The organism is Geodermatophilus sp. SYSU D00079, assembly GCF_054050635.1.
In genome coordinates, this window is the sequence record NZ_JBJGZS010000029.1 from 42,525 (window position 1) to 62,334 (window position 19,810).

Consider the following 19,810-nt stretch of genomic DNA (forward strand, 5'->3'; position numbering starts at 1 on the left):
GAGCGGGGGGACACACGGGGGTCCGCACCCGCGCGAGCGCGCTAGGCGGTGCCGACCCCGGTGCCGGTACTGGGCGGTTCGCTGCGCACGCGCTCGCACTCCTCCCGTCGTCCGGGCCTCAGGTCAGCAGGCCGTCCTCCATCGTGACACGCTCCGGTTGCCGGTCGCCGTCCGGCCGGTGGACATCACCCCACGGAGCCGAGGACCAGGTCGATCATCACCGGCAGGAGGACGACGATCAGCAGCGCGCCGAGGACGTCGAAGGAGATCCCCGACCGGATCATCCGGGTGATCGGCACGACGCCGGAGCCGTAGACGATCGCGTTCTGCGGCGTGGACACCGGCAGCATGAACCCGAACGACGCCGCGAACGTGGCGGCCAGCGCGGGCACGAACGGGTTGATCCCCGCGGCCACCGCCACGGGGATGATGATCGGCACCACGACGGCGGCCGAGGCGGTGTTGCTGGTCGTCTCCGAGATGACGATCGCGAGCAGCACCGCGAACACGGTGATCGCGAACGTGTTGGTCAGCCCGAGGGCGTCCGACGAGCTCGTCCCGATGGTCTCGGCCAGGCCGGTGTCGGCCAGCAGCGACCCGAAGATGATCCCGGTGCCGAACAGCAGGATCGTGCCCCAGTCGATCTTCGCGGCGTCCGACCAGTTGAGCGTGAACTCCCGCGCCTTCCAGTCCGTGGGCAGCAGGAACAGCAGCGAGGCCCCGAGGACGGCGACGATGCCCTCGTCGAGGCGGTCGCTGATCGTCGTGTACAGGTCCGACTCGGTGCCGGCGACCAGCGCGACCACGCCGGGGGTGATCCACAGCAGCACGGTGATGGCGAAGGCGACCAGCGTGTTCCGCTCCGCCCGGGTGACCGGCCCCAGCTCGGCGCGCTCCCGCTGCACGTACTCGTGCACGCCCTCGATCCGCCGGATCTCCGGGCGGTTGAGCAGCAGGAGGACGGCGGCCAGCGCCACGAACATCAGCGCGCAGATCGGCAGCGCCATGAGCATCCAGTCGAGGAAGCCGATCCGCTCGCCCGTCGCCTCCTCGATGAGGCCACGGCCGATCAGGTTGGGCGGGGTGCCCACCGGCGTGATCAGCCCGCCGACGCTCGCGCCGTAGGCCAGCATCAGCATCAGCGCGACGCCGACCCGCAGCCGCAGCGGGTCGAAGTCCGGCGCGACCATCTCCTTGTCCTGCAGCAGCTTGGCGATCACCGAGAGGATGCCGATCGCCGTGGGCAGCAGCATCGCCACGGTGGCGGTGTTGGAGACGAACGCCGAGAGCACGGCGGTGATGAGCCCGAACGCGATGACCACCCGGGCGGTCGAGCCGCCGACCCACCGCATCGACAGGATGGTCATCGCGAACCGCCGCGCGACGCCGTGCTTGAGCATCGCGGCGGCCAGGATGAACGCCCCGATGAAGGTGAACACCGTCGTCGACCCGAACGGTGCCAGCGCGTCGTCGGCCGGCACCACCCCGAGGACGACGATCGCCCCGACCCCGATGAGGCCGCCGACCGGGATCGGCACCGGCTCGGTGATCCACAGGACGATGACGCCCAGCAGCACGGCGGCGAGCAGGTGCTGGTCGCGCGGCAGGTCGAAGGGCAGCAGCGCGAAGGCGACGGTGACGACCGGGGCGAGGAACAGCCCCAGGGTGCGTCGTCCCTTCTCGAACCGCTCCTCGGCCGGGCTGAGGGTCTGCTCCCCCAGGCTCCGGTAGGTGGCGGAGCCGCGGAACGCCGCGTCGACGTCGGTCCGCTGCCCGGACCCGGTCCCCCGGTCGGTGGTGGTCATGACGCCTCCATCGAGACTGTGCCCCCGACCATAGGGAACTCCGCCCCTATCCGGTGACCTCTCCGTCCGGAGGCGGCACCTGCATCGCGACCAGGAAGCGCGACACCATCGCGTAGCCGGCCACCAGCGCGGTCAGCTCGACGACCTGGCGGTCGTCCAGCTGCACCCGGACGGCGGCGAACACCTCGTCGGGGACGGCGACCGCGCGGGTGGAGGCGTCGGTGAACGCCAGGACGGCGGCCTGCACCGGCGTCCAGACCGGCTCGGCGGCGGCGTCGGGCTGCCGCAGGACCCGCAGCTGCAGGTCGGCCAGCCCGGCGCGGCGGCCGATCGGCTCGTGGGCGGCCCACTCGAAGGCGGCGTCGTTGAGCACGGCGACCCGCAGCACCACCAGCTCGCGCAGGTCGGCCGGCAGCGTCGTCCCGCCGCGCAGCGCCCCGAGCAGCGCGTTCCAGCCCTCGGCGACCGGCGGGCTGTGCAGCAGCAGGCGGTCCAGCGTGGACAGCCGGCCGCCGCGGCGGACCCGTAGCAGGTCGGCGGTGGGCCCGTCGTCGGCGGCCTCGGGCAGGCGGGGCGCGTCGGTCACCGGGCGGCGAAGGTGCCGGACGGGTAGGCGCCGCCGGCGACCAGCCGGCCCGACAGCAGCCGGCCCAGCTCGACGACCCGCGCGGTGCGCTCCGCGCCCAGGTGCCGCCAGGGAGCCGCCGACAGCTCGTCGGTCTCGGCCTCGATCGTGGCCCGCAGCTCGCGGCCGGCGTCGGTGAGCGCCCCGTCGGCGAGCAGGCCGCGAGCGGTCAGCGCGTCCGCGGCGGCGGCCCACTCCTCGTCGCTCCAGCCGCGGGTGGCCTTGGCCGCGGCCTCGGTGAAGCCCCGCCCGGTGAGGGTGTGGGTGACCAGCGCCTCGAGGCCGGAGAGGCCGTGCCGCAGCAGCGCGGCGACGTGCCCGTCCCCGCGGTGCTCGCGCAGCAGGGTGGCGCCGTGCCAGAGGACCAGCAGCGGTTCGTCCGGCCAGGGCAGGTCCGCGTGGCCGGCGTACAGCGGCCGCCCCTCGGGGGTGAGCACACCGCAGGCCTCCCGGACCAGTCCGGCCAGCTCGTCGACCTCCGGGGCCCCCGGCGTCCCGAGCAGCCGGGTCAGGGAGGCCCGGGCCGCGGCCAGGCGGGCGGCGAGGACCTGCTCCGGGCCGGCCAGCGTCCAGGCCCGCGGGAGGTGGCGGGCCACGACCGTCGGCGCGAAGTTGTAGAACGTCGCGGTCACGAGGCCGGGGCCGACCGCGCCCATCGGTGCCGCCCGGCCGGCGACGTAGCACATCCGCCCCGGTCGCAGACCGGCCGCGGACAGGTGCTCGTCGTGCTCCGGCGCGAAGTAGAGGTGGTTGTGCAGCGGCTCCACGGCGCGGTGCGCGCGGGCGACGTCGGGGGTGGGCTGATCGGCGCTGACCATGCGGCGCACCCTAGCGAGGGCGGCCCGGCCCGCCGACCGAGCGCAGCCACCACCGCTGCCACGGCGTCTCGACCGCCCGTCGGTGGTACGCGGCGCGCACCCACCGGACGGCGTCCGCGGCCGGGAGCCCGTCGAGCACGGCCAGCGCGGCCAGCGCCGTGCCGGTGCGACCGACGCCGCCGGAGCAGGCCACCTCGACCCGCTCCCCCGCATACGCCCGCCGGTGTGCCTCCCGCAGCGCGTCGAGGGCGTCGGAGCGGTCGCTCGGCACCCAGAAGTCCGGCCAGCGCACCCGCCGGTGCGCCCAGGACGGGAGCGGGCCCGCGCCGAGCACGACGGTGAGGTCGGCCGGCTCCGCCGCCGCGCCCAGCCGCCGGCCCCGCACCCGCGCACCGCCGGGGAGGGTCACCACCCCGGCGCCGCTGCCCCACGACCCGTCGCCGGACACCGCTCAGCCCGCGGGCGGCAGCCGGTGCACCCACGAGGTGCGGGTGCGCACCGGCTCGAAGCCCAGCCGCGCGTACAGGGCGGGGGCGCCGGTGGAGTTCTCGCTGTCGACCTGCAGTCCCGCCGTCCCGCAGCCGGCCGCCGCGGCGGCGCGCAGGGCGGTCGCGATCGCCGCGGCGGCGACCCCGCGGCCGCGCGCCGGCCGCAGTACGCCCACCTGCCCGAGGTGGACCTGGCGGACGCCGGTGGCCCGGGTGTCGGCCGCGAAGACGTAGGCCAGCACGTAGCCGACCACCGCCCCGTCGGCGAGGGCGAGGACCGACAGGTCGGGACGGAACGCCCGCTGCCCGGTGAACGACGACCGCCACACCACCGGATCGCGCTCGGCGGAGCCGAAGTGCTCGGCGAAGGCCGCGTTGTGGGCCAGCCGGACCTCCTCGTCGCGGTCCCGGGTGAAGGGCACCAGCTCGATGCCGGGCACCGGCGGGACCTCCGGCAGGTCGCGCAGCGGCCGCTCCATGTCGCGGTACCAGCGTTCGGGGGTGAACGCCGCCCGCCGCAGCAGCCCCTCCAGCGCGGTCATGGCCGGGTACGTCGAGGCGGCCAGCAGGCCGGGCACCTCGGGGTGGCTGCGGCGGTGCAGCTCGGCTCCGCGCCGCAGCTGCCAGTCCAGCAGGGCCCGCCCGACGCCCCGGCCCCGGGAGCCCGGGTGCACCCGGCCCTCCAGCCAGACGCGGAAGCCGTCACGCACGCCCCGCGAGGCCGTCGCGGTCGCCCAGCCGACCACGGCGCCGTCCGGGTCGCACACCGCCAGGCCGTCCCGCGGCAGGTCGAGGAGGTCGCCGGCCCACCACTCGGTGAGGTCGTCGGCGTCGAGGTGCTCCCCGGTGCCGTCGAGCGGCTCCGCGGCGGCGAGCAGGACGGCGACCGCGCCGACGTCCCCGGGGATCAGCGGGCGCGCGGTGAGGCCCGCGGGCAGCTGCGCCACGGGTCGCAGCGTAGGGACGCCGCCCCGCCGTGGCGACCGGGTTGCGGCCGCCGGACGCCCGCCGCGAGCATCGCAGGACACCGCCGAGAGGAGGGCCCCGTGCCCCGCTTCCTCGTCATCGCCTCGTACTCACCGCAGGGGGCCCGGGCGGTGATGGCCGCGGGCGGGTCGGCGCGGCGCAGCGTGTTCGAGCACGCCGTCCTCGACCTGCAGGGGCGGCTGGAGACCTTCGACTTCGCCCTCGGGGAGGAGGACGTCTACGCGATCGTCGAGCTGCCCGACGCCGCCGCGGCCGCGGCCCTGTCACTGACCATCAGCGGCGGCGGGGTGGCGCGGGTGCGCACCGTCGTCCTCCTCTCCCCGGAGGAGCTGGACCGGGCCGCCGCGCTGCACCCGCACTACGCTCCCGGGCCGGGTTGAGGTCTCACGGGACGAACAGGCAGAACGGGTGCCCGGCGGGGTCCAGGCACACCCGGACGTCGTCCTGCGGCTGGAACCGCGCGACGGTCGCGCCCGCCTCGACGGCGACCGCGACCGCCGTGTCGAGATCGTCGACCTCGATGTCGAGGTGCAGCTGCATCCGGGGGTCGCCGGGGCCGGCCGGCCACACCGGGGGCACGTGCTGCTCCTCGCGCTGGAACGACAGCCCGGGGCCGCCGTCCCCCGGGCGCAGGGTGGCCCACTCCGGGTCGTCGTCGCGCAGCGGCCAGCCCAGCAGCCGCTGGTAGAAGCGGGCCAGCCCCTGCGGGTCGGGGGTGTCCAGCACGGTGGCGGTCAGCGCGAACCGCGGCATCAGGCCTCCACTCCGAACAGTCGCGCGCCGTTGCCCCAGAGGACCGCGCGCAGCCACTCCTCGCCCAGCTCCAGCCGGTGCAGCGCGGCCAGCTGGTGGGAGTAGTCGTAGGGGATGGACGGGAAGTCCGTGCCGAGCAGGACCTTGTCGCGCAGCGCGGCCAGCCGCGGCCGGTCGGCCGGGTCGAAGGGCATGAGCCGCTCGGTGAAGTCGGTGGCGAACATCGTGGTGTCCAGGTGCACCCGCTCGTACCGCTCGGCGAGGTCGAGGAACTCCCGGTACTCGGGCATCCCGAGGTGGGCGATCACCAGCTGCAGCCGGGGGTGGCGCTCCAGCAGCCCGGCCATCGGCTCGGGGCCGGTGTGCTCGCCCGCGAGCGGGCCGGAGCCGCAGTGGATGACCACCGGCGTGCCGGTCTCCTCCAGCCGCGCCCACACCGGGTCCAGCAGCCGGTGCCGCGGGTCGAACGCGCCGACCTGCACGTGCACCTTGAACACCCGGGCGCCGCGGTCGAGCGCCTCGGCGACGTAGTGCGGCGCCTCGGGCTCGGGGTAGAACGTCGCGGACTGCAGCACGCGCGGGTGCTCGTGCGCGAACGCCGCCGACCAGTCGTTGAGCCAGGCGGCCATGCCGGCCTTGTGGGGGTAGGGCAGCGTCGGGAACGCCCGGACGCCCAGCCGCTCCAGCACCGCCAGCCGCTCGTCGTCGGGCAGCGCGTAGCGGATCGGCCACGCCGCGCCGTAGTGGGTCTCCGCCGCCTCGAAGTACGCCCAGACCTTGGCCTGCACCCGCTCGGGCAGGAAGTGCACGTGCACGTCGACCAGGCCGGGCAGGCCCAGCTCGCGCCAGTAGCGCGGGACGTCGGCGTCGTCGACCGGCGGCGCCACCCCGTCCGGCCCGCTCATCGGAGCGTGACCACGACCTTGCCCCGCACGTGCCCGTCGGCGACGAGGGCCTGCGCGTCGGCCACCTGCTCCAGTGGGAACGCCTTGGCGATCGGCACCCGCAGCTGGCCGGCGTCGGCCATGCGGCCCAGCTCCTCGAGGTCGTGGGCATCGGGCCGGACGAAGACGTACCGGCCGCCCATGTCGTTGACCGCCGGGTCGACGACGCTGGCGATCCGCGCCCGGTCGCGCACCTGCCCGCGGGCGTCGGCCAGCGTCTCCCCGCCCACGAGGTCCAGGACGGCGTCCACCGGCTCGGACAGCTGCGCGCTGACCGGCCCGGCCGAGTAGTCGACGACCTCGGCGACCCCGGCGTCGCGGAGGAAGCCGTGGTTGCGCGGCGACGCGGTGCCGACGACGTGGGCGCCGAGGGCGACGGCGATCTGGACGGCGTTGAAGCCGACCCCGCCGGCGGCCCGGTGCACCAGGACCCGCTCCCCCTCGCCGACCGCGAGCACCTCGGTCAGCGCCTGGTAGGCGGTCAGCCCGGCCAGCGGCAGCGCCCCGGCCTCGGCGAAGGACAGCGACGCCGGCTTGTGCGCCAGGCAGCGCTGCGGAGCCGGCACCAGCTCGGCCATCGCGCCCCACTGGACGTCGTCGCGGCGGACGTAGCCGAAGACCTCGTCGCCGGGGCGGAAGTCCACGACCGCCGGGCCGGCCGCCTCGACGACGCCGGCCAGCTCCCAGCCGGGCACGATCGGGAAGTGGTGCGGGTAGGCGCCGGCGAGGAGGCCCTGGCGGATGGCCATGTCGACCGGGTTGACCCCGGCCGCGTGCACCCGCACCAGCACCGTGTCGGGGCCGACCGGCGGCTCGGGCAGGTCGGTGCGCACGGTCAGGACGTCGAGACCGCCGAAGCGGTCGTAGGCCGCACCCCTCACCGGCGGCCCTTCACGTACCGGCCGAACGCCTTCTGGATCTCCCGGCGGGAGTCGCGCTCGGCCATGTCGTGCCGCTTGTCGTAGGACTTCTTGCCCTTGGCGAGGGCGAGGGTGGCCTTGACCTTGCCGTCCTTGAAGTACAGGTCCAGCGGCACGAGGGTCAGGCCGCCCTCCTTGGTCTTGCCGATCAGCTTGTCGATCTCGGCGCGGTGCATGAGCACCTTGCGCTTGCGGCGCGGGGCGTGGTTGGTCCACGTGCCCTGCGTGTACTCGGGGATGTGCACGTGCTGCAGCCAGACCTCGCCGTCGTCCACCGTGGCGAAGCCGTCGACGAGGGAGGCACGGCCGGCACGCAGGCTCTTCACCTCGGTGCCGGTCAGCACCAGACCCACCTCGTAGGTGTCGAGGATCGAGTAGTCGTGCCGCGCCTTCTTGTTCTGGGCGATGAGCTTCCGCCCCTGTTCACGCGGCATGTCCCCAGGTTAGGCGACGGAACGGAGGGGGACCTCGCCGTTCTCCCGCAGCGCCTCGCCGCGGGACGGCGTCCGCCCCCGGGCCGCCGTCCAGGTCAGCATCAGCGCCGAGGTCACGCCCCAGCCTGCCGTGCAGGCCAGCCACAACGGGGCGACGGCGACCTCCACCGCCCGGTCCAGCGCGTTCACCGGCACTCCCCGCAGGGGCACAGCCCGGCCCACAGCCGCCGCAAGGTCCCCACCACCGCGCTCTCCGTTCTCCGGCAGTCGCCTCCACGCTGAGGCACGTCCCCCTTACCCGACGCGAACAGGGGGCAATCCCGGGTGTCCCTGACGACGTCGAGATCGCGGGATCTCGCACGGATCCGGGGGCCGGGGCGTGCGAGATCCCGCGATCTCGACGGGGAGGAGGTGCGGGCCTACAGGCGCACGTACAGGCGCAGGGTCACGTAGGCGGCGACCGCGGCCAGGCCGACCCCCGCACCGGCGATGATCGGGCTGATGAAGGCGATCGCGCCCCAGTCGACCGGGGGGATGATGCCCGCCTTGATCGGCCCGGCCAGCGTCTTGTCGACGAACAGCACCTTGGTGAGCACCAGCCCGCCGACGGCGAGCAGCGCACCGATCAACCCGGCCAGCGCGGCCTCGAGGATGAACGGCAGCTGGGTGTACCAGCGGGAGGCGCCGACCAGCCGCATGATGTTGGTCTCGTTGCGCCGGTTGAACGCCGCCAGCTGGATGGTGTTGGAGATCAGCAGCAGCGCCGCCAGCGCCTGGACGACGGCGACGGCGATCGTCGCGTTCCGGGCGCCGTTGAGCAGGCTGAACAGCCGGTCGAGGAAGTCGCCCTCGTCGCGGACCTGGTCCACGCCGTTCTGCCCGTTCGGGAACTCCGCGGCGATGACCTCGTAGCGCTCGGGGTTCACCAGCTCGACGCGGAAGCTCTCCGGCAGCGCGTCCGGCGGGGTGTTCTGCACGAGCTCCGGCTGCTGGCTGAACTGCTGCTGGAAGCGCTCGTAGGCCTCGTCCTTGGACTCGTAGAGGTAGGAGGCCACCTCGGGTGAGTCCGCGAGCTGCTGCTCGATCGACGAACGCTGGTCGTCGGTGACGTCGTCGGCCAGGAAGATGGAGACCTGCACCTTGTCGTAGTAGATCTCCTTCATGTCGGAGATCATCCCGGCGATCAGCAGGCCGGTGCCCATGAGGCCGAGCGAGATGGCCGTGGTCAGGATCATCGCGACCGTCATGGTCAGGTTGCGACGCAGCCCGGTGGCCACCTCGGAGAGCACGAAGTTGACGCGCATGGATTCCCTGTCTGGAGTTCAGCTGGCGGGGGTCGGCGACCCGGCGGGAGGGGCCGGGGTCAGCGACCGACGCCGTAGACGCCGCGCGACTGGTCGCGCGCGACGACGCCCCCGTTGAGCTCGATGACGCGGCGGCGCATGGAGTCGACGATGTGGTAGTCGTGCGTCGCCATGATCACGGTGGTGCCGGTGCGGTTGATCCGCTCCAGCAGCAGCATGATCCCCTCGCTGGTCTCCGGGTCGAGGTTCCCGGTGGGCTCGTCGGCCAGCAGCACCAGCGGCCGGTTGACGAACGCGCGGGCGATGGCGACCCGCTGCTGCTCACCACCGGAGAGCTCGCCGGGCAGCCGGTTGGCCTTGCCCTCGAGACCGACCATCTCCAGCACCTCGGGGACGACGCGCTTGATGGTGCGCTGGGGCTTGTTGATGACCTCCAGCGCGAAGGCCACGTTCTGGGCCACGGTGCGGTTGCGCAGCAACCGGAAGTCCTGGAAGACGCAGCCCATGGTGCGGCGCAGCTTGGGCACCTGCCACTTGCTCATGGTGTTGAGCGTCTTGCCGTTGACGGTGACGGTGCCGGAGGTCGGGTCGTCCTCCTTCAGCAGCAGCCGCAGGAAGGTCGACTTGCCCGAGCCGGAGGAACCGATGAGGAAGACGAACTCGCCCTTGTCGATCTCCGTCGACACGTCATCGAGGGCCGGCCGGGAGCTCGCCGGGTACAGCTTGGTGACGTGTTGCAGTTCGATCACGAGGCGCCACGGTACCTTCCCCGAGGCGCATCCTGGTCCGTTCGCCACGGAACGCCCCGGTACAGGATCCGCGCAGCGTGACGGTCCCCGGGGAGCCCCCGGGTGGCCGCTCACCCAGCGTGGCCCAATCCGCGCGAGGCCGTGCGAACGGTGTGACGAACGGGACGCCCGGGGCTCCTGCGCACGAGCTCCCGCGGCCGTCAGCTCGCCGCGACGGTCTCCTGCTGGCGGCGCCACCGGATGCCGGCCTCGATGAACCCGTCGATGTCGCCGTCGAGGACCGCGGCGGTGTTGCCGGTCTCCTGCTCGGTGCGGAGGTCCTTGACCATCTGGTACGGGTGCAGCACGTAGGAGCGCATCTGGTTGCCCCAGCTGCTGCCGCCCTCGCCCTTCAGCGCGTCCATCTCGGCCCGCTGCTCGGCCTGCCGCACGGCCAGCAGCCGCGCCTGCAGCACCCGCAGCGCCGCGGCGCGGTTCTGGATCTGGCTCTTCTCGTTCTGGCAGGAGACCACGATGCCGGTCGGCAGGTGGGTGATCCGGACGGCGGAGTCGGTGGTGTTCACGCTCTGCCCGCCCGGCCCCGAGGACCGGAAGACGTCGATGCGGATCTCGTTCTCCGGGATGTCGACGTGGTCGGTCTGCTCCACGACCGGGAGCACCTCCACCCCGGCGAACGAGGTCTGCCGGCGTCCCTGGTTGTCGAACGGCGAGATGCGCACCAGCCGGTGGGTGCCCTGCTCCACCGAGAGGGTGCCGTAGGCGTAGGGCTGCTTGACGGCGAAGGTGGCCGACTTGATGCCGGCCTCCTCCGCGTAGCTGACGTCGTAGACCTCGACGGGGTACTTGTGCCGCTCCGCCCAGCGCAGGTACATGCGCATGAGCATCTCGGCGAAGTCGGCCGCGTCGACGCCGCCGGCCTCCGAGCGGATGGTGACCAGCGCCTCGCGGGAGTCGTACTCGCCCGACAGCAGGGTGCGGACCTCGAGCTCGTCGATCGCCTTGCGCAGGCTCTCCAGCTCCCGCTCGGCCTCGGCGGTGGTGGCCTCATCGCCCTCCTCGGCGGCCATCTCGTGCAGCAGGCCGACGTCGTCGAGGCGGCTGCGCAGCTCCTCCACCCGCCGCAGGTCCCCCTGCAGGTAGGAGAGCCGGGAGGTGAGGGCCTGGGCGGCCTCGACGTCGTTCCAGAGGTCGGGGGCGGCGGCCTGCTGCTCCAGCTCCGCGACCTCGCGGCGCAGTCGGTCGACGTCGAGGACAGCCTCGATCGACTTCAGGGTCGTGTCGAGCTCGTCCAGGACGACGGAGAAGTCAGCGGCCACGTCGACCCAGGGTAGTGCGCTCCGGCGCGGGGTAGGTGGCCCGGCATGAGCGAGCCCCGTCGGCCCCGGTCGCGGGCCGACCACGAGCCGCGGTCCCGCGACGAGTACGCCCGCGGCCTCCCCGACCACCACGACCCCACCGCCGGCCTCGGTGGCGCGGCACCGGCGCAGTCGGCGCTCACCCTGCGGCTGGTGCTGGCCGCCTTCGGCCTGGTGGTCTGCGTCGCCGGGGGGCTCGTCTGGCTGGCGACGCCCCTGCCGGTGTGGCCCGCCGTGGTGCTGTTCGTGCTCGCCGCCGTGGCCGCCGTCGACCTGGTGGTCGTCGTGCGCCGCAAGCGGCGCGGCGAGCCGGGCTGAAGGAGGCCCCCAGCCGCGGGCGCGCGGCGCGCCCCTGCGGCGGGGCCGGTCCGCTGCTCAGCCGGGCACGCGACGGTGCTGCTGGTGGGCGGCCACCCAGTCGGCCACCTCGGCGGCCGGCATCGGCCGGGCGATGTGGAAGCCCTGCGCGAGCTGGCAGCCCAGCTCCACGGCCATCTGCAGCTGCTCGGCGGTCTCGACGCCCTCGGCCAGGGAGCGCGCGCCGCAGGCCTGGGCCAGGGCGACGATCGCGGCGACGGCGGCGGCCGCCTTGCTCCGCCGTCCCTCGGGGTACGCGACCAGGCTGCGGTCGATCTTGAGCACCCCGGCCGGCATGGTCACCAGCTGCGCCAGGGAGGAGAAGCCGCTGCCGAAGTCGTCGATGGAGACCTCGACGCCGGAGCGCCGCAGCTCGGCGAACTGGGCCGCGGCCCGCTCGGCGTCCTGGGCCACCGACGTCTCGGTGAGCTCCACGACCAGCTGCTCGGGCGGCAGCCCGGTCGCGGTGAGCGCGTCGTGGACGTCGCGGACGAGGGTGCCCGTGGCGAACTGGCTGGCGCTGATGTTGACGCTGGTGATCAGCCGCAGCCCGGCCCGGCCCCAGGCGACGGCCTGTCCGGCGGCCTCGCGCAGCACCCACCGCGCCAGGGGCGTCATGAGCTCGTGCTGCGCGGCGACGGGGAGGAACTCCGCGGGCTGGAGCAGTCCGCGCTTCGGGTGCTGCCAGCGCACCAGCGCCTCGACCCCGCTGCAGCGCAGGCTGGGCAGCCGCACGACGGGCTGGTAGTGCAGCACCAGCTGCTCGTCGAGGATCGCCTCCCGCAGCTCGCCGGCCACGGTGGCCCGTCGCTGGGCGGCGGTGCGCAGGTCGGCGGTGAACAGCCGCACCCGGTTGCGGCCGGCCGCCTTGGCCGCGTACATCGCGAGGTCGGCGTCCCGGACCAGGTCGGCGGACCGGACCTGCGGTGCCAGCGGGTCGGCGGCGGTGGCGATGCCGATGCTCACGCCCAGGCGCACCATGCGGCCGCCGAGGTCGAAGGGCCGGTCGACGCTGCTGCGGCAGCGGTCGGCCAGCGTCTCGGCGCCGCCGGTGTCGCAGTCGCGGCACAGGACGACGAACTCGTCACCACCGAGCCGGCCGACGGTGTCACCGGCGCGGGTCGAGCCGGTCAGGCGGCGGGCGATCTGGCGCAGCAGGTCGTCACCGGCCTCGTGGCCGAGGGAGTCGTTGACGTCCTTGAAGCCGTCGATGTCGAGGAAGAGCACCGAGACCGGCCCGCGGTCGGGCCGCTGCAGCTCGGCGTCGATGAGCTCGTGCAGGTGCGCCCGGTTGGGCAGCTCGGTGAGGGTGTCGTGGCGGGCCCGCCAGTCCGAGGCCCGCTCGGCCGCGACCCGGGAGGTGACGTCGGTGTGGGTCACCACCACCTGGCCCGCCTGGTCGACCCGGGAGGCCTGGAGGTGGAACCAGCGGGTGCCGTCGGGGTGCTCGAGGGCGTAGTCGGCCTGCACCGAGGCGCACTCGCCGCGGGACAGCGCCCGCAGCCGGTCGACCAGCGACTCGGTGCCGGCGTCACCGCTGAGCCGCCGCGCCATGGCGAAGTAGTCGCCGTCCACGCCGATCCGCATGCGGTCGTCGCCGAGCACGTCGGCGGCGTTCCCCCACGCGGTGTTGGCCAGCAGCACCGTGCCCTCGGCGTCGATGAGCAGCGTCGGGGACGGCAGCGCGTCGAGCACGGCCTCGACGACGACCGCCGAGCTGGTGGGGCCCTGCACCCGGCGGCGGACGTCGAGGGGCAGCTCGGGCTGCCCCGGGCGTCGTGCCACGTGCCCTCCTGCGGCGTGCGGGCCGCCCCTCGCGGCGGCGGGTCGGTCGGGTGGGGCGGCGGTGCGGGCGCCGGTGTGGCCCGCCCGGCGCGCGCGGTGCTGTCCGGCGGTCAGTGCTCCGGCTCCCTCGTCTCGGCGACCACCCACCGGAGGTACTCGGGGTTGCCGTCGACCAGCGGCAGGGCGATCACGCAGGGCACGTCGTAGGGGTGCAGCTCGACGGTGCGGGCGACGACGGCCGGGACCAGCGACCGCCGGGTGTGCAGCGCCACCCGTGCCTCCGGCTCGTCGTGCACGGCCCCGTCCCACCGGTACACCGACCGGATCGCGGCCACCTGGTGCCCGCAGGCCGCCAGCCGTTCCTCGACCAGCGTCCGGGTGTAGCCGGCCAGCCAGTCGGCGTCGGCGGCGGTCACGACGACCTCGCAGCACTCCTCCTGCACGGGCCCATCCTCTCCCCCGCCCTCGGGCGTGCAGCAGCCGCCGCGCGGGGTAGGGGCCTGCCATGAGCGACGAGATGAGCATCCGGCTCGACAGCGAGGAGTACGTGCTGCGGCCCGACGGGGCGAGCCTGCAGGTGGGACGCCGGGTGGGCGACGAGGTGACCTGGCTGGACGCCGTGGACACCGGTCTGCTGCCCGACGCGGCCCGCGGCGCGCTGGAGCGCGGGGACACCGACGACGCCCAGCTGCTCGCGGCCCTGCGCGGGGTGGTGCAGGCGGAGGTGCAGCGGGGCGGCTGACCGCCGTCCGGAGGTCAGGCCGGCAGCTCCACCGAGGCGCCGAGCGGCACCCAGCGGAACAGCGCGGCCAGCTCCCGCGGCGCGGCGGCCAGCTGCCGCTCGGCGGCTTCGCGGCCCTGCCGGAAGTGCGTCCAGCCCTCGTAGTGCACCGGGACGGCGGTGCGCGGGCGCACCACGCGGCACAGCTCGACCGCGTCGCGGGCGGTCATCGACCAGCGCAGCGGCCCGGTGACGGGGAAGCGGACCCCGCCCAGGTGCAGCAGCGCGGTGCCGACGCGGAAGCGCTCCCCCACGCGCCGGACCCCGTCGAAGAGGACGGTGTCCCCGGAGATCCACAGCACGCCGTCGGCCTGCCCCTCCCAGCGCAGCGCGAAGCCGGTGACCTCCCCGGAGATCGGGGTGGTCAGCGGCGGGCCGTGCCGGGCCGGGGTCGCGGTCACCTCGATCGACGGGCGGCCGGGCGCGGTGAGGACCGTCGTCTCCCAGGGCCGCAGTCCGCGGGCGCCGCCGCCGAGCCGCCGCGCGCCCGAGGGGGTGGTGACGACGACGCCGGCCGCGGGCAGCAGCGCGCGGCCGGCGTCGTCGAGGTTGTCGCCGTGGCCGTCGTGGCTGAGCAGGACGGCGTCGACCGGGAGCAGGTCGGCGGCGGGGAACGCCGGCCCGGCCACCTTGCGGCTGGAGCTGCCCCAGCCGAAGGCGTAGCGCCGGCCCGGCGGGTCGAACGTCGGGTCGGTGAGCACCCGCCAGCCGCCGACCTCGACGAGCACGGTCGGCCCGCCGACGTGGGTCAGCCGGACGGACCCGGCCGTCACTGCGCGCCGGCCACCTCGGGCCGGCTGCCCCGGGCGTGCTCGACCGCCCAGTCGAGCACGGAGTCGGCGATCTCCTCCCAGCCCTCCTGGGCCGGCAGCAGGTGCGCGAAGCCGGGGTACTCCCGGTGCTCGGTCACCGTGTGCGGCGAGCGGTAGTGCCTGACGTTCGACCGCTGCACGCTCGGCGGCATGATGTGGTCCTCGCCGCCGGAGACGAACAGCAGCGGCGGCCGGGCGTCGTTGGCGTAGTCGACCGCGGCGTCCTGCGGGCCGGGCATGAAGTTGGCCAGCACCGAGCTCCACAGGATCCGGCCCGACGCCGGGATCGCGTACCGCTGGTAGAGCCGCCGGGACTCCTCCTCGCTGAAGGTGTTGGTGAAGGCGTAGCGCCACTGCTCCTCGCTCAGGCCCACCGCGCGGTGCCGGTTCGCCGGGTTCTTGAACGCGACGAACGTCGAGCGCAGCTGCGACAGCGGCAGCACCCGCACGCCCTCCGTCGGAGCGGAGTTGAGGACGACGCCGACCGCGCCGTACCCGCGGTCGAGCAGCAGCTGCACCAGCGTGCCGCCGGCGGAGTGCCCGATGAGGATCGGCGGCGTCGGCAGCGCCCCGACCACCGCCTCCAGGTGCGCCATGACCTGCGGCAGCGTGAGCTCGGCGATCGGCGTCGGGTCGGCGTTGAGCGCCTCGACCTCGACCTCGAACCCCGGGTAGGCCGGGGTGAGCACCCGGTAGCCGCGGGCCTCGTAGCGCGCCTTCCACGCCTCCCAGCTGCGCGGGGTCACCCAGAACCCGTGGACGAGCACGATCGTGTCGGGCGCGCCGGGCGGGGGCGCCTCGGCGGGCCGCGGGGTGGGGACGGCGTCGGTCATCTCGGGTCCTCCCAGGCGCGAGCGCGGGCACGGTCGGGTGCCGAGCCTGGCAGCGGCCGGCCCCGGGTGCCGGTCCCTGGCTGCACACCTGTGGTCCCTGCGTGCACGGGCGAGGGGGTTCACCACCGGACGCGGTCCTGCCAGACTCGCCCCGCGAGCGGGGGCGCTGCCCGTGTCCGGCGCGCGACGACGACGTCCCGCCGGCCGCCCCCGCCGGCCCGAGGGATCCTGATGCTCCTGCTGGACACCGCCACGCTGCCGCCCGAGCACCGGGTCGACGCCTTCCGCGCCGCGTTCGGCCAGGCGTCGGTGCCCTGCCGGATCGAGCACCTGGGGCCGCCGGCGGAGGTCCGCACCCGCATGCACCTGTGGCGCTACGGCCGGGCCGACCTGTTCACCACCGACTCGTCGGGGTTCCGGCTGGTGCGCACGCCGCGGCACGTGCGGCAGGGCGACCCGCCGGTGGTGGCCCTCGCCGTGCAGTCCAGCGGGCTGGGGCGGTTCAGCCAGTTCGGCGCCGACCAGGAGGTGCGCGCCGGCGAGCTGATGCTCAACGACCTGCGGGTGCCCTACTCCTTCTCCTGGTCGGGGTCCGGCGGCTCGCGCGCCTTCCAGGTCCCCGCCGAGCAGCTGGGCCTCCCGCCGGACGTCGTCCGGGCCGCCGCGCCCCGGCTGCGGGCCAGCCCGCTGCACGACCTGGTGCGCGACCACCTGGTCGGGTTGGCCCGGGACGCCGACCGGCTCACCGACGACCCGGCCGCCGCGATCCTCGGGACGGCGACGACCGAGCTGGTCAGGGCCCTGCTGGTGTCGGCCGCGGCCCCCGACCGGCTGGTGGCCGGTGTCCGCGCCGAGACGCTGGCCACCCGGGTGCTGGCCTACGCCCGGCGGCACCTGACCGATCCCGGGCTGACCCCGCAGCGCCTCGCGGCCGCGCACAACGTGTCGGTCCGGCAGCTGTACAAGGTCTGCGCCCGCGCCGGCGTGAGCCTCGAGCAGTGGCTGATCGAGCAGCGGCTGGAGGCCGCACGGGCGGAGCTCGCCTCGCCGGCCGCCCGGCACCGCTCGATCGCGGCCGTCGCGCGGGGCTGCGGGTTCAGCGACCCCAGCCACTTCGCCCGCCGGTTCCGCGCGGCCTACGGCACCACCCCGCGGGAGTGGCAGCGGTCGGCCGGCTGACCGGACGGGCCGCTGGGCGCGGCGGGCTCAGCCGCGCGGCCGCTCCGCGGTGGGGGCGCCGGGGCGCTGGCCGAGCAGGAGCAGCTCGGCGTCGGTCGCCTCCAGCGGCGCGGCGAACAGGTACCCCTGCGCCCGCCCGCACCGGCCGGCCTGCAGCCGCGCCCGCTGGGCGGGCGTCTCCACGCCCTCGGCCACGACGTCGAGGCCGAGGGCCCGGGCCAGGTCGATGAGGCCGCGGACGATCGGCGGCAGGTCGCCGTCGGCCGGGATGGTGGCGACGAACGAGCGGTCGATCTTGAGCACGTCGACGGTGAAGTCCTGGAGGTAGCCCAGGGAGGCGTAGCCGGTGCCGAAGTCGTCGAGCGCCAGCCGGACCCCCAGCTCGCGCAGGGCGGTGAGGGAGGCGGCGGCCCGCTCGGGGTCGCCCACGAGCGCGGTCTCGGTGATCTCCAGGACCAGCGCGGCGGCCGGCAGCCCGCTGGCGGCCAGGGCGGCGCGCACGTCGTCGAGCAGCTGCGGGGAGGTCAGCTGCACCGCCGAGACGTTGACCGCCATCGTGGTGTCGGCCGCGACGGCGTGCTCGCGGCGCCAGGCCGCCGCGGTGCGGCAGGCCTCCCGCAGCACCCACGCGCCGATGTCGCCGATGAGGCCGAGGTCCTCCGCGATGGGCACGAAGACGTCGGGGGCGACGGCGCCGAGCACGGGTGAGTCCCAGCGCAGCAGCGCCTCGAACCCGACCACGCGGTCGTCGGCGAGGTCCACGACCGGCTGGTAGACCAGCCGGAACTGGTCGCCGGCGAGCGCCTCGGTGAGCTCCTGCTCCAGCCGGCGGCGCTCCACCGCGGCGACGCGCATCGCCGGGTCGAAGAGGACCGCGCGGCCGCGCCCGGAGACCTTCGCGGAGTACATGGCGATGTCGGCGTCCCTGACCAGGGACTCCCCCGTGGCGTCGTCGTGGGCGACGGCGATGCCGATGCTGCCGGTGACCGAGACCCGCTGGCCGGCGAGCTCGATCGGCCGGGCGAGCAGGTCCAGCACCCGCGCGGCAGTGGTCCCGGCCTCCTCCGACCCGTCACCGGACTGCCCGACGAGGACGGCGAACTCGTCACCGCCGAGGCGGGCGACCGTGTCGCCGGCACGGACCGCGGAGCGCAGCCGGTCGGCGACCTCCCGCAGCAGCGCGTCCCCGGCCTGGTGCCCGAGGGTGTCGTTGACGGCCTTGAAGCCGTCGAGGTCGATGTAGACGACCGCCGCCGAGCGGCCACCGCGGGCGCGGTCGCGCAGCGCCCGGTCGACGCGCTCGGCGAACAGCGCGCGGTTGGCCAGCCCGGTGAGGGTGTCGTGGAAGGCCTGGTGGGCCAGCGCCTCCTCGGCGCGCTTGCGGTCGGTGATGTCGGTGAGGTGGACGACGACGCCGCCGACGTCGGGGTCGGTGCGCAGATCGGCCAGCCGGACACCCAGCCAGCGCCAGTCCCCGTCCCGCCGGCACGGCAGCTCGGCGTCCACCACGGCGCCGCCGGCCCGCAGGCCGCGGTGCAGCACCTCGCGGGCGCGGTCCGGGTCGACACCGGAGAGGCGCAGCAGGTCGCCCCCGGTCGCGGTGGCCGCCGGGGCGGCGCCGAGCAGGGCGGTGAGGGTGGCCGGGTCGCTGAGCAGGCTGCCGTCCTCGCCCAGGACGACGACGGCGTCGGAGGAGTGCCGGGCCAGGGCCGCGCTGTAGCGCTGCTGGGAGCGGACCAGGGCGCGGGCGGCGGCCTCGGCGCGCAGCACGCGGGCGACCCGGAGGAAGACCAGCGCGGCGAGCACGGTGGTGCCGCCCAGCACGGTGACCGGCGCACGGGTGGCGCCGGTGACCCCGCGCAGCAGCTCCAGGGCGGCCGGCACGAGCAGGGCGCCGAGGCTGACCGTGAGCCGGGCCAGCGACGGGACGGCGTCCACCGGCTCGGCCGCGGTGCGCCCCTCCCGGCCGCGGGAGCCGGCGGCCACGGCGAGCAGCAGCGCGCCGAGCAGCCAGCCGGTGTCGAACCAGACGCTGACGAACCCGGGGTCGGCCAGCAGGAGGAAGCCCATGTCGGAGCCGAGCCAGCAGGCGGCACCGGCGGCGACGGCGAGGGGCGCCCGCTCGCCGCGGGACCGGGTGGTGACCAGCCGGAAGACCAGGCCGATGAAGGCGGCGTCCAGCGCCGGGTAGAGCGCCCAGACGATGCGGGTCAGCACCGGGACGGAGGTGTCGGTGATGGTGCCGGCGACCGACAGCTGCCAGACGAGGATGAGCGTCGCGACGAAGACCCCCGCCCCGTCCAGCCAGCCGTCGAGCTGCTGTTCCCGCGAGCGGCCGCGGGTGTCGGCCATCCGCCACAGGCCGAGGGCGAGGGCGAGGTAGCCGGCGAGGTAGGCGACGTCGGCGTGCGAGATGTCCGGGAAGGAACCGGCCCAGGCGTGGAGGAACCAGACCACGTCACCGGCCAGGGTGAGGGTGAGGCCGAGGGCGACCAGGGCCGCAGCGGACTGCAGGCCCTGGCGGGCGGCGCCCACCCAGGCCGCCGTCGCGGCGGCGGCCATGACGCCGAGGTACAGCACGTCGGCGACCCTCGTGCCGTGCACCGTGGCGAAGCCGACGAGCGCGGCGACGGCGAGCACCGCCCACCCGGCGGCCGGCGTCGCCCACCAGCCGATCCGCTGGAACACCCCTGCCACCACCCGCCACCGCCTGCCTCGGTCCGATCCGTCGGGGAGGCATCGACGGTGCGGGCGTGCCCCTGTACGGGCCGCGGGGGGGGGGGGGGGGGGGGGGGGGGGGGGGGGGGGGGGGGGGGGGGGGGGGGGGGGGGGGGGGGGGGGGGGGGGGGGGGGGGGGGGGGGGGGGGGGGGGGGGGGGGGG

At 75.3% G+C, this 19,810-nt stretch carries 22 protein-coding genes; 4 read left to right on the top strand and 18 right to left on the bottom strand.

Annotated features, from left to right (window positions below; genetic code table 11):
* Nucleotides 1-185: 185 nt before the first annotated feature.
* Genes ACI79E_RS19300 through ACI79E_RS19320 form a run of 5 tightly spaced genes read right to left on the bottom strand, consistent with a single transcriptional unit; the run spans nt 186 to nt 4,683 of the window.
* The gene (locus ACI79E_RS19300) at nt 186-1,805 is read right to left on the bottom strand and encodes an SLC13 family permease (RefSeq protein ID WP_456934185.1); all 1,620 of its coding nucleotides are present in this window, start codon (nt 1,803-1,805) and stop codon (nt 186-188) included.
* Between the two features lie 46 nt (nt 1,806-1,851).
* The gene (locus ACI79E_RS19305; protein ID WP_456934186.1) at nt 1,852-2,391 is read right to left on the bottom strand and encodes a carboxymuconolactone decarboxylase family protein; all 540 of its coding nucleotides are present in this window, start codon (nt 2,389-2,391) and stop codon (nt 1,852-1,854) included.
* Complete coding sequence (locus tag ACI79E_RS19310; RefSeq protein ID WP_456934187.1) at nt 2,388-3,248, bottom strand: SCO6745 family protein; 861 nt, start codon at nt 3,246-3,248, stop codon at nt 2,388-2,390. Before ACI79E_RS19310 ends, ACI79E_RS19305 begins: the two co-directional genes overlap by 4 nt.
* A 10-nt stretch (nt 3,249-3,258) precedes the next feature.
* Nucleotides 3,259-3,696, bottom strand: a complete 438-nt coding sequence (locus tag ACI79E_RS19315) for a protein-tyrosine phosphatase family protein (protein ID WP_456934188.1) — start codon at nt 3,694-3,696, stop codon at nt 3,259-3,261.
* A gap of 3 nt (nt 3,697-3,699) precedes the next feature.
* Nucleotides 3,700-4,683 (bottom strand): N-acetyltransferase family protein, encoded by a 984-nt coding sequence (locus ACI79E_RS19320; RefSeq protein ID WP_456934189.1) that lies wholly within the window; start codon nt 4,681-4,683, stop codon nt 3,700-3,702.
* Between the two features lie 99 nt (nt 4,684-4,782).
* Here ACI79E_RS19320 and ACI79E_RS19325 point away from each other — a divergent pair, with 99 nt between their 5' ends.
* A complete protein-coding gene (locus ACI79E_RS19325) occupies nt 4,783-5,103 on the top strand; it encodes a GYD domain-containing protein (protein ID WP_456934190.1) in 321 nt (106 codons plus the stop codon).
* A 4-nt stretch (nt 5,104-5,107) separates the two neighbouring features.
* Here the strand turns inward: ACI79E_RS19325 and ACI79E_RS19330 are convergent, their stop codons facing one another.
* The 8 genes from ACI79E_RS19330 to prfB form a co-directional block, all read right to left on the bottom strand.
* A complete protein-coding gene (locus ACI79E_RS19330; RefSeq protein ID WP_456934191.1) occupies nt 5,108-5,476 on the bottom strand; it encodes a VOC family protein in 369 nt (122 codons plus the stop codon).
* Nucleotides 5,476-6,381, bottom strand: a complete 906-nt coding sequence (locus ACI79E_RS19335) for an amidohydrolase family protein (protein WP_456934192.1) — start codon at nt 6,379-6,381, stop codon at nt 5,476-5,478. Before ACI79E_RS19335 ends, ACI79E_RS19330 begins: the two co-directional genes overlap by 1 nt.
* Nucleotides 6,378-7,301 (bottom strand): NADP-dependent oxidoreductase, encoded by a 924-nt coding sequence (locus tag ACI79E_RS19340; RefSeq protein ID WP_456934193.1) that lies wholly within the window; start codon nt 7,299-7,301, stop codon nt 6,378-6,380. The genes ACI79E_RS19335 and ACI79E_RS19340 overlap by 4 nt, the downstream gene beginning before the upstream one ends.
* A complete protein-coding gene (smpB, locus tag ACI79E_RS19345; protein WP_456934194.1) occupies nt 7,298-7,774 on the bottom strand; it encodes an SsrA-binding protein SmpB in 477 nt (158 codons plus the stop codon). Before smpB ends, ACI79E_RS19340 begins: the two co-directional genes overlap by 4 nt.
* Before the next feature lie 9 nt (nt 7,775-7,783).
* Nucleotides 7,784-7,963: a hypothetical protein gene (locus ACI79E_RS19350; RefSeq protein ID WP_456934195.1), complete on the bottom strand. Its 180-nt coding sequence runs from the start codon at nt 7,961-7,963 to the stop codon at nt 7,784-7,786.
* A 230-nt stretch (nt 7,964-8,193) separates the two neighbouring features.
* Complete coding sequence (ftsX, locus tag ACI79E_RS19355) at nt 8,194-9,078, bottom strand: permease-like cell division protein FtsX (protein ID WP_456934196.1); 885 nt, start codon at nt 9,076-9,078, stop codon at nt 8,194-8,196.
* 59 nt (nt 9,079-9,137) lie between these two features.
* Nucleotides 9,138-9,827, bottom strand: coding sequence for a cell division ATP-binding protein FtsE (gene ftsE, locus ACI79E_RS19360; RefSeq protein ID WP_456923335.1), 690 nt, complete (start codon nt 9,825-9,827; stop codon nt 9,138-9,140).
* A 200-nt stretch (nt 9,828-10,027) separates the two neighbouring features.
* On the bottom strand, nt 10,028-11,143 hold the full coding sequence (gene prfB, locus ACI79E_RS19365; protein ID WP_456934197.1) for a peptide chain release factor 2: 1,116 nt from the start codon (nt 11,141-11,143) through the stop codon (nt 10,028-10,030).
* Nucleotides 11,144-11,188: 45 nt separating this feature from the next.
* Here prfB and ACI79E_RS19370 point away from each other — a divergent pair, with 45 nt between their 5' ends.
* On the top strand, nt 11,189-11,500 hold the full coding sequence (locus tag ACI79E_RS19370; protein WP_456934198.1) for a DUF6343 family protein: 312 nt from the start codon (nt 11,189-11,191) through the stop codon (nt 11,498-11,500).
* Between the two features lie 57 nt (nt 11,501-11,557).
* Here the strand turns inward: ACI79E_RS19370 and ACI79E_RS19375 are convergent, their stop codons facing one another.
* Together ACI79E_RS19375 and cutA are read right to left on the bottom strand one after the other, a co-directional pair.
* Complete coding sequence (locus ACI79E_RS19375) at nt 11,558-13,324, bottom strand: putative bifunctional diguanylate cyclase/phosphodiesterase (RefSeq protein ID WP_456934199.1); 1,767 nt, start codon at nt 13,322-13,324, stop codon at nt 11,558-11,560.
* A gap of 110 nt (nt 13,325-13,434) precedes the next feature.
* Entirely contained in the window at nt 13,435-13,767 is a 333-nt protein-coding gene (gene cutA, locus ACI79E_RS19380; protein ID WP_456934200.1) for a divalent-cation tolerance protein CutA, read from the bottom strand.
* Between the two features lie 62 nt (nt 13,768-13,829).
* Here cutA and ACI79E_RS19385 point away from each other — a divergent pair, with 62 nt between their 5' ends.
* The gene (locus ACI79E_RS19385; protein WP_456934201.1) at nt 13,830-14,066 is read left to right on the top strand and encodes a hypothetical protein; all 237 of its coding nucleotides are present in this window, start codon (nt 13,830-13,832) and stop codon (nt 14,064-14,066) included.
* Nucleotides 14,067-14,080: 14 nt separating this feature from the next.
* On the opposite strand, the gene ACI79E_RS19390 is transcribed toward ACI79E_RS19385, so the two are convergent.
* Both ACI79E_RS19390 and ACI79E_RS19395 read right to left on the bottom strand, forming a co-directional pair.
* Nucleotides 14,081-14,878, bottom strand: a complete 798-nt coding sequence (locus ACI79E_RS19390; RefSeq protein WP_456934202.1) for an MBL fold metallo-hydrolase — start codon at nt 14,876-14,878, stop codon at nt 14,081-14,083.
* Nucleotides 14,875-15,750, bottom strand: coding sequence for an alpha/beta hydrolase (locus ACI79E_RS19395; RefSeq protein WP_456934203.1), 876 nt, complete (start codon nt 15,748-15,750; stop codon nt 14,875-14,877). Before ACI79E_RS19395 ends, ACI79E_RS19390 begins: the two co-directional genes overlap by 4 nt.
* A gap of 231 nt (nt 15,751-15,981) precedes the next feature.
* On the opposite strand from ACI79E_RS19395, the gene ACI79E_RS19400 reads away from it, so the two are divergent.
* Nucleotides 15,982-16,929, top strand: coding sequence for an AraC-like ligand-binding domain-containing protein (locus ACI79E_RS19400; RefSeq protein WP_456934204.1), 948 nt, complete (start codon nt 15,982-15,984; stop codon nt 16,927-16,929).
* 27 nt (nt 16,930-16,956) lie between these two features.
* Here ACI79E_RS19400 and ACI79E_RS19405 read toward each other — a convergent pair whose 3' ends face one another.
* On the bottom strand, nt 16,957-19,626 hold the full coding sequence (locus ACI79E_RS19405) for a putative bifunctional diguanylate cyclase/phosphodiesterase (protein ID WP_456934205.1): 2,670 nt from the start codon (nt 19,624-19,626) through the stop codon (nt 16,957-16,959).
* Between the last annotated feature and the right edge of the window lie 184 nt (nt 19,627-19,810).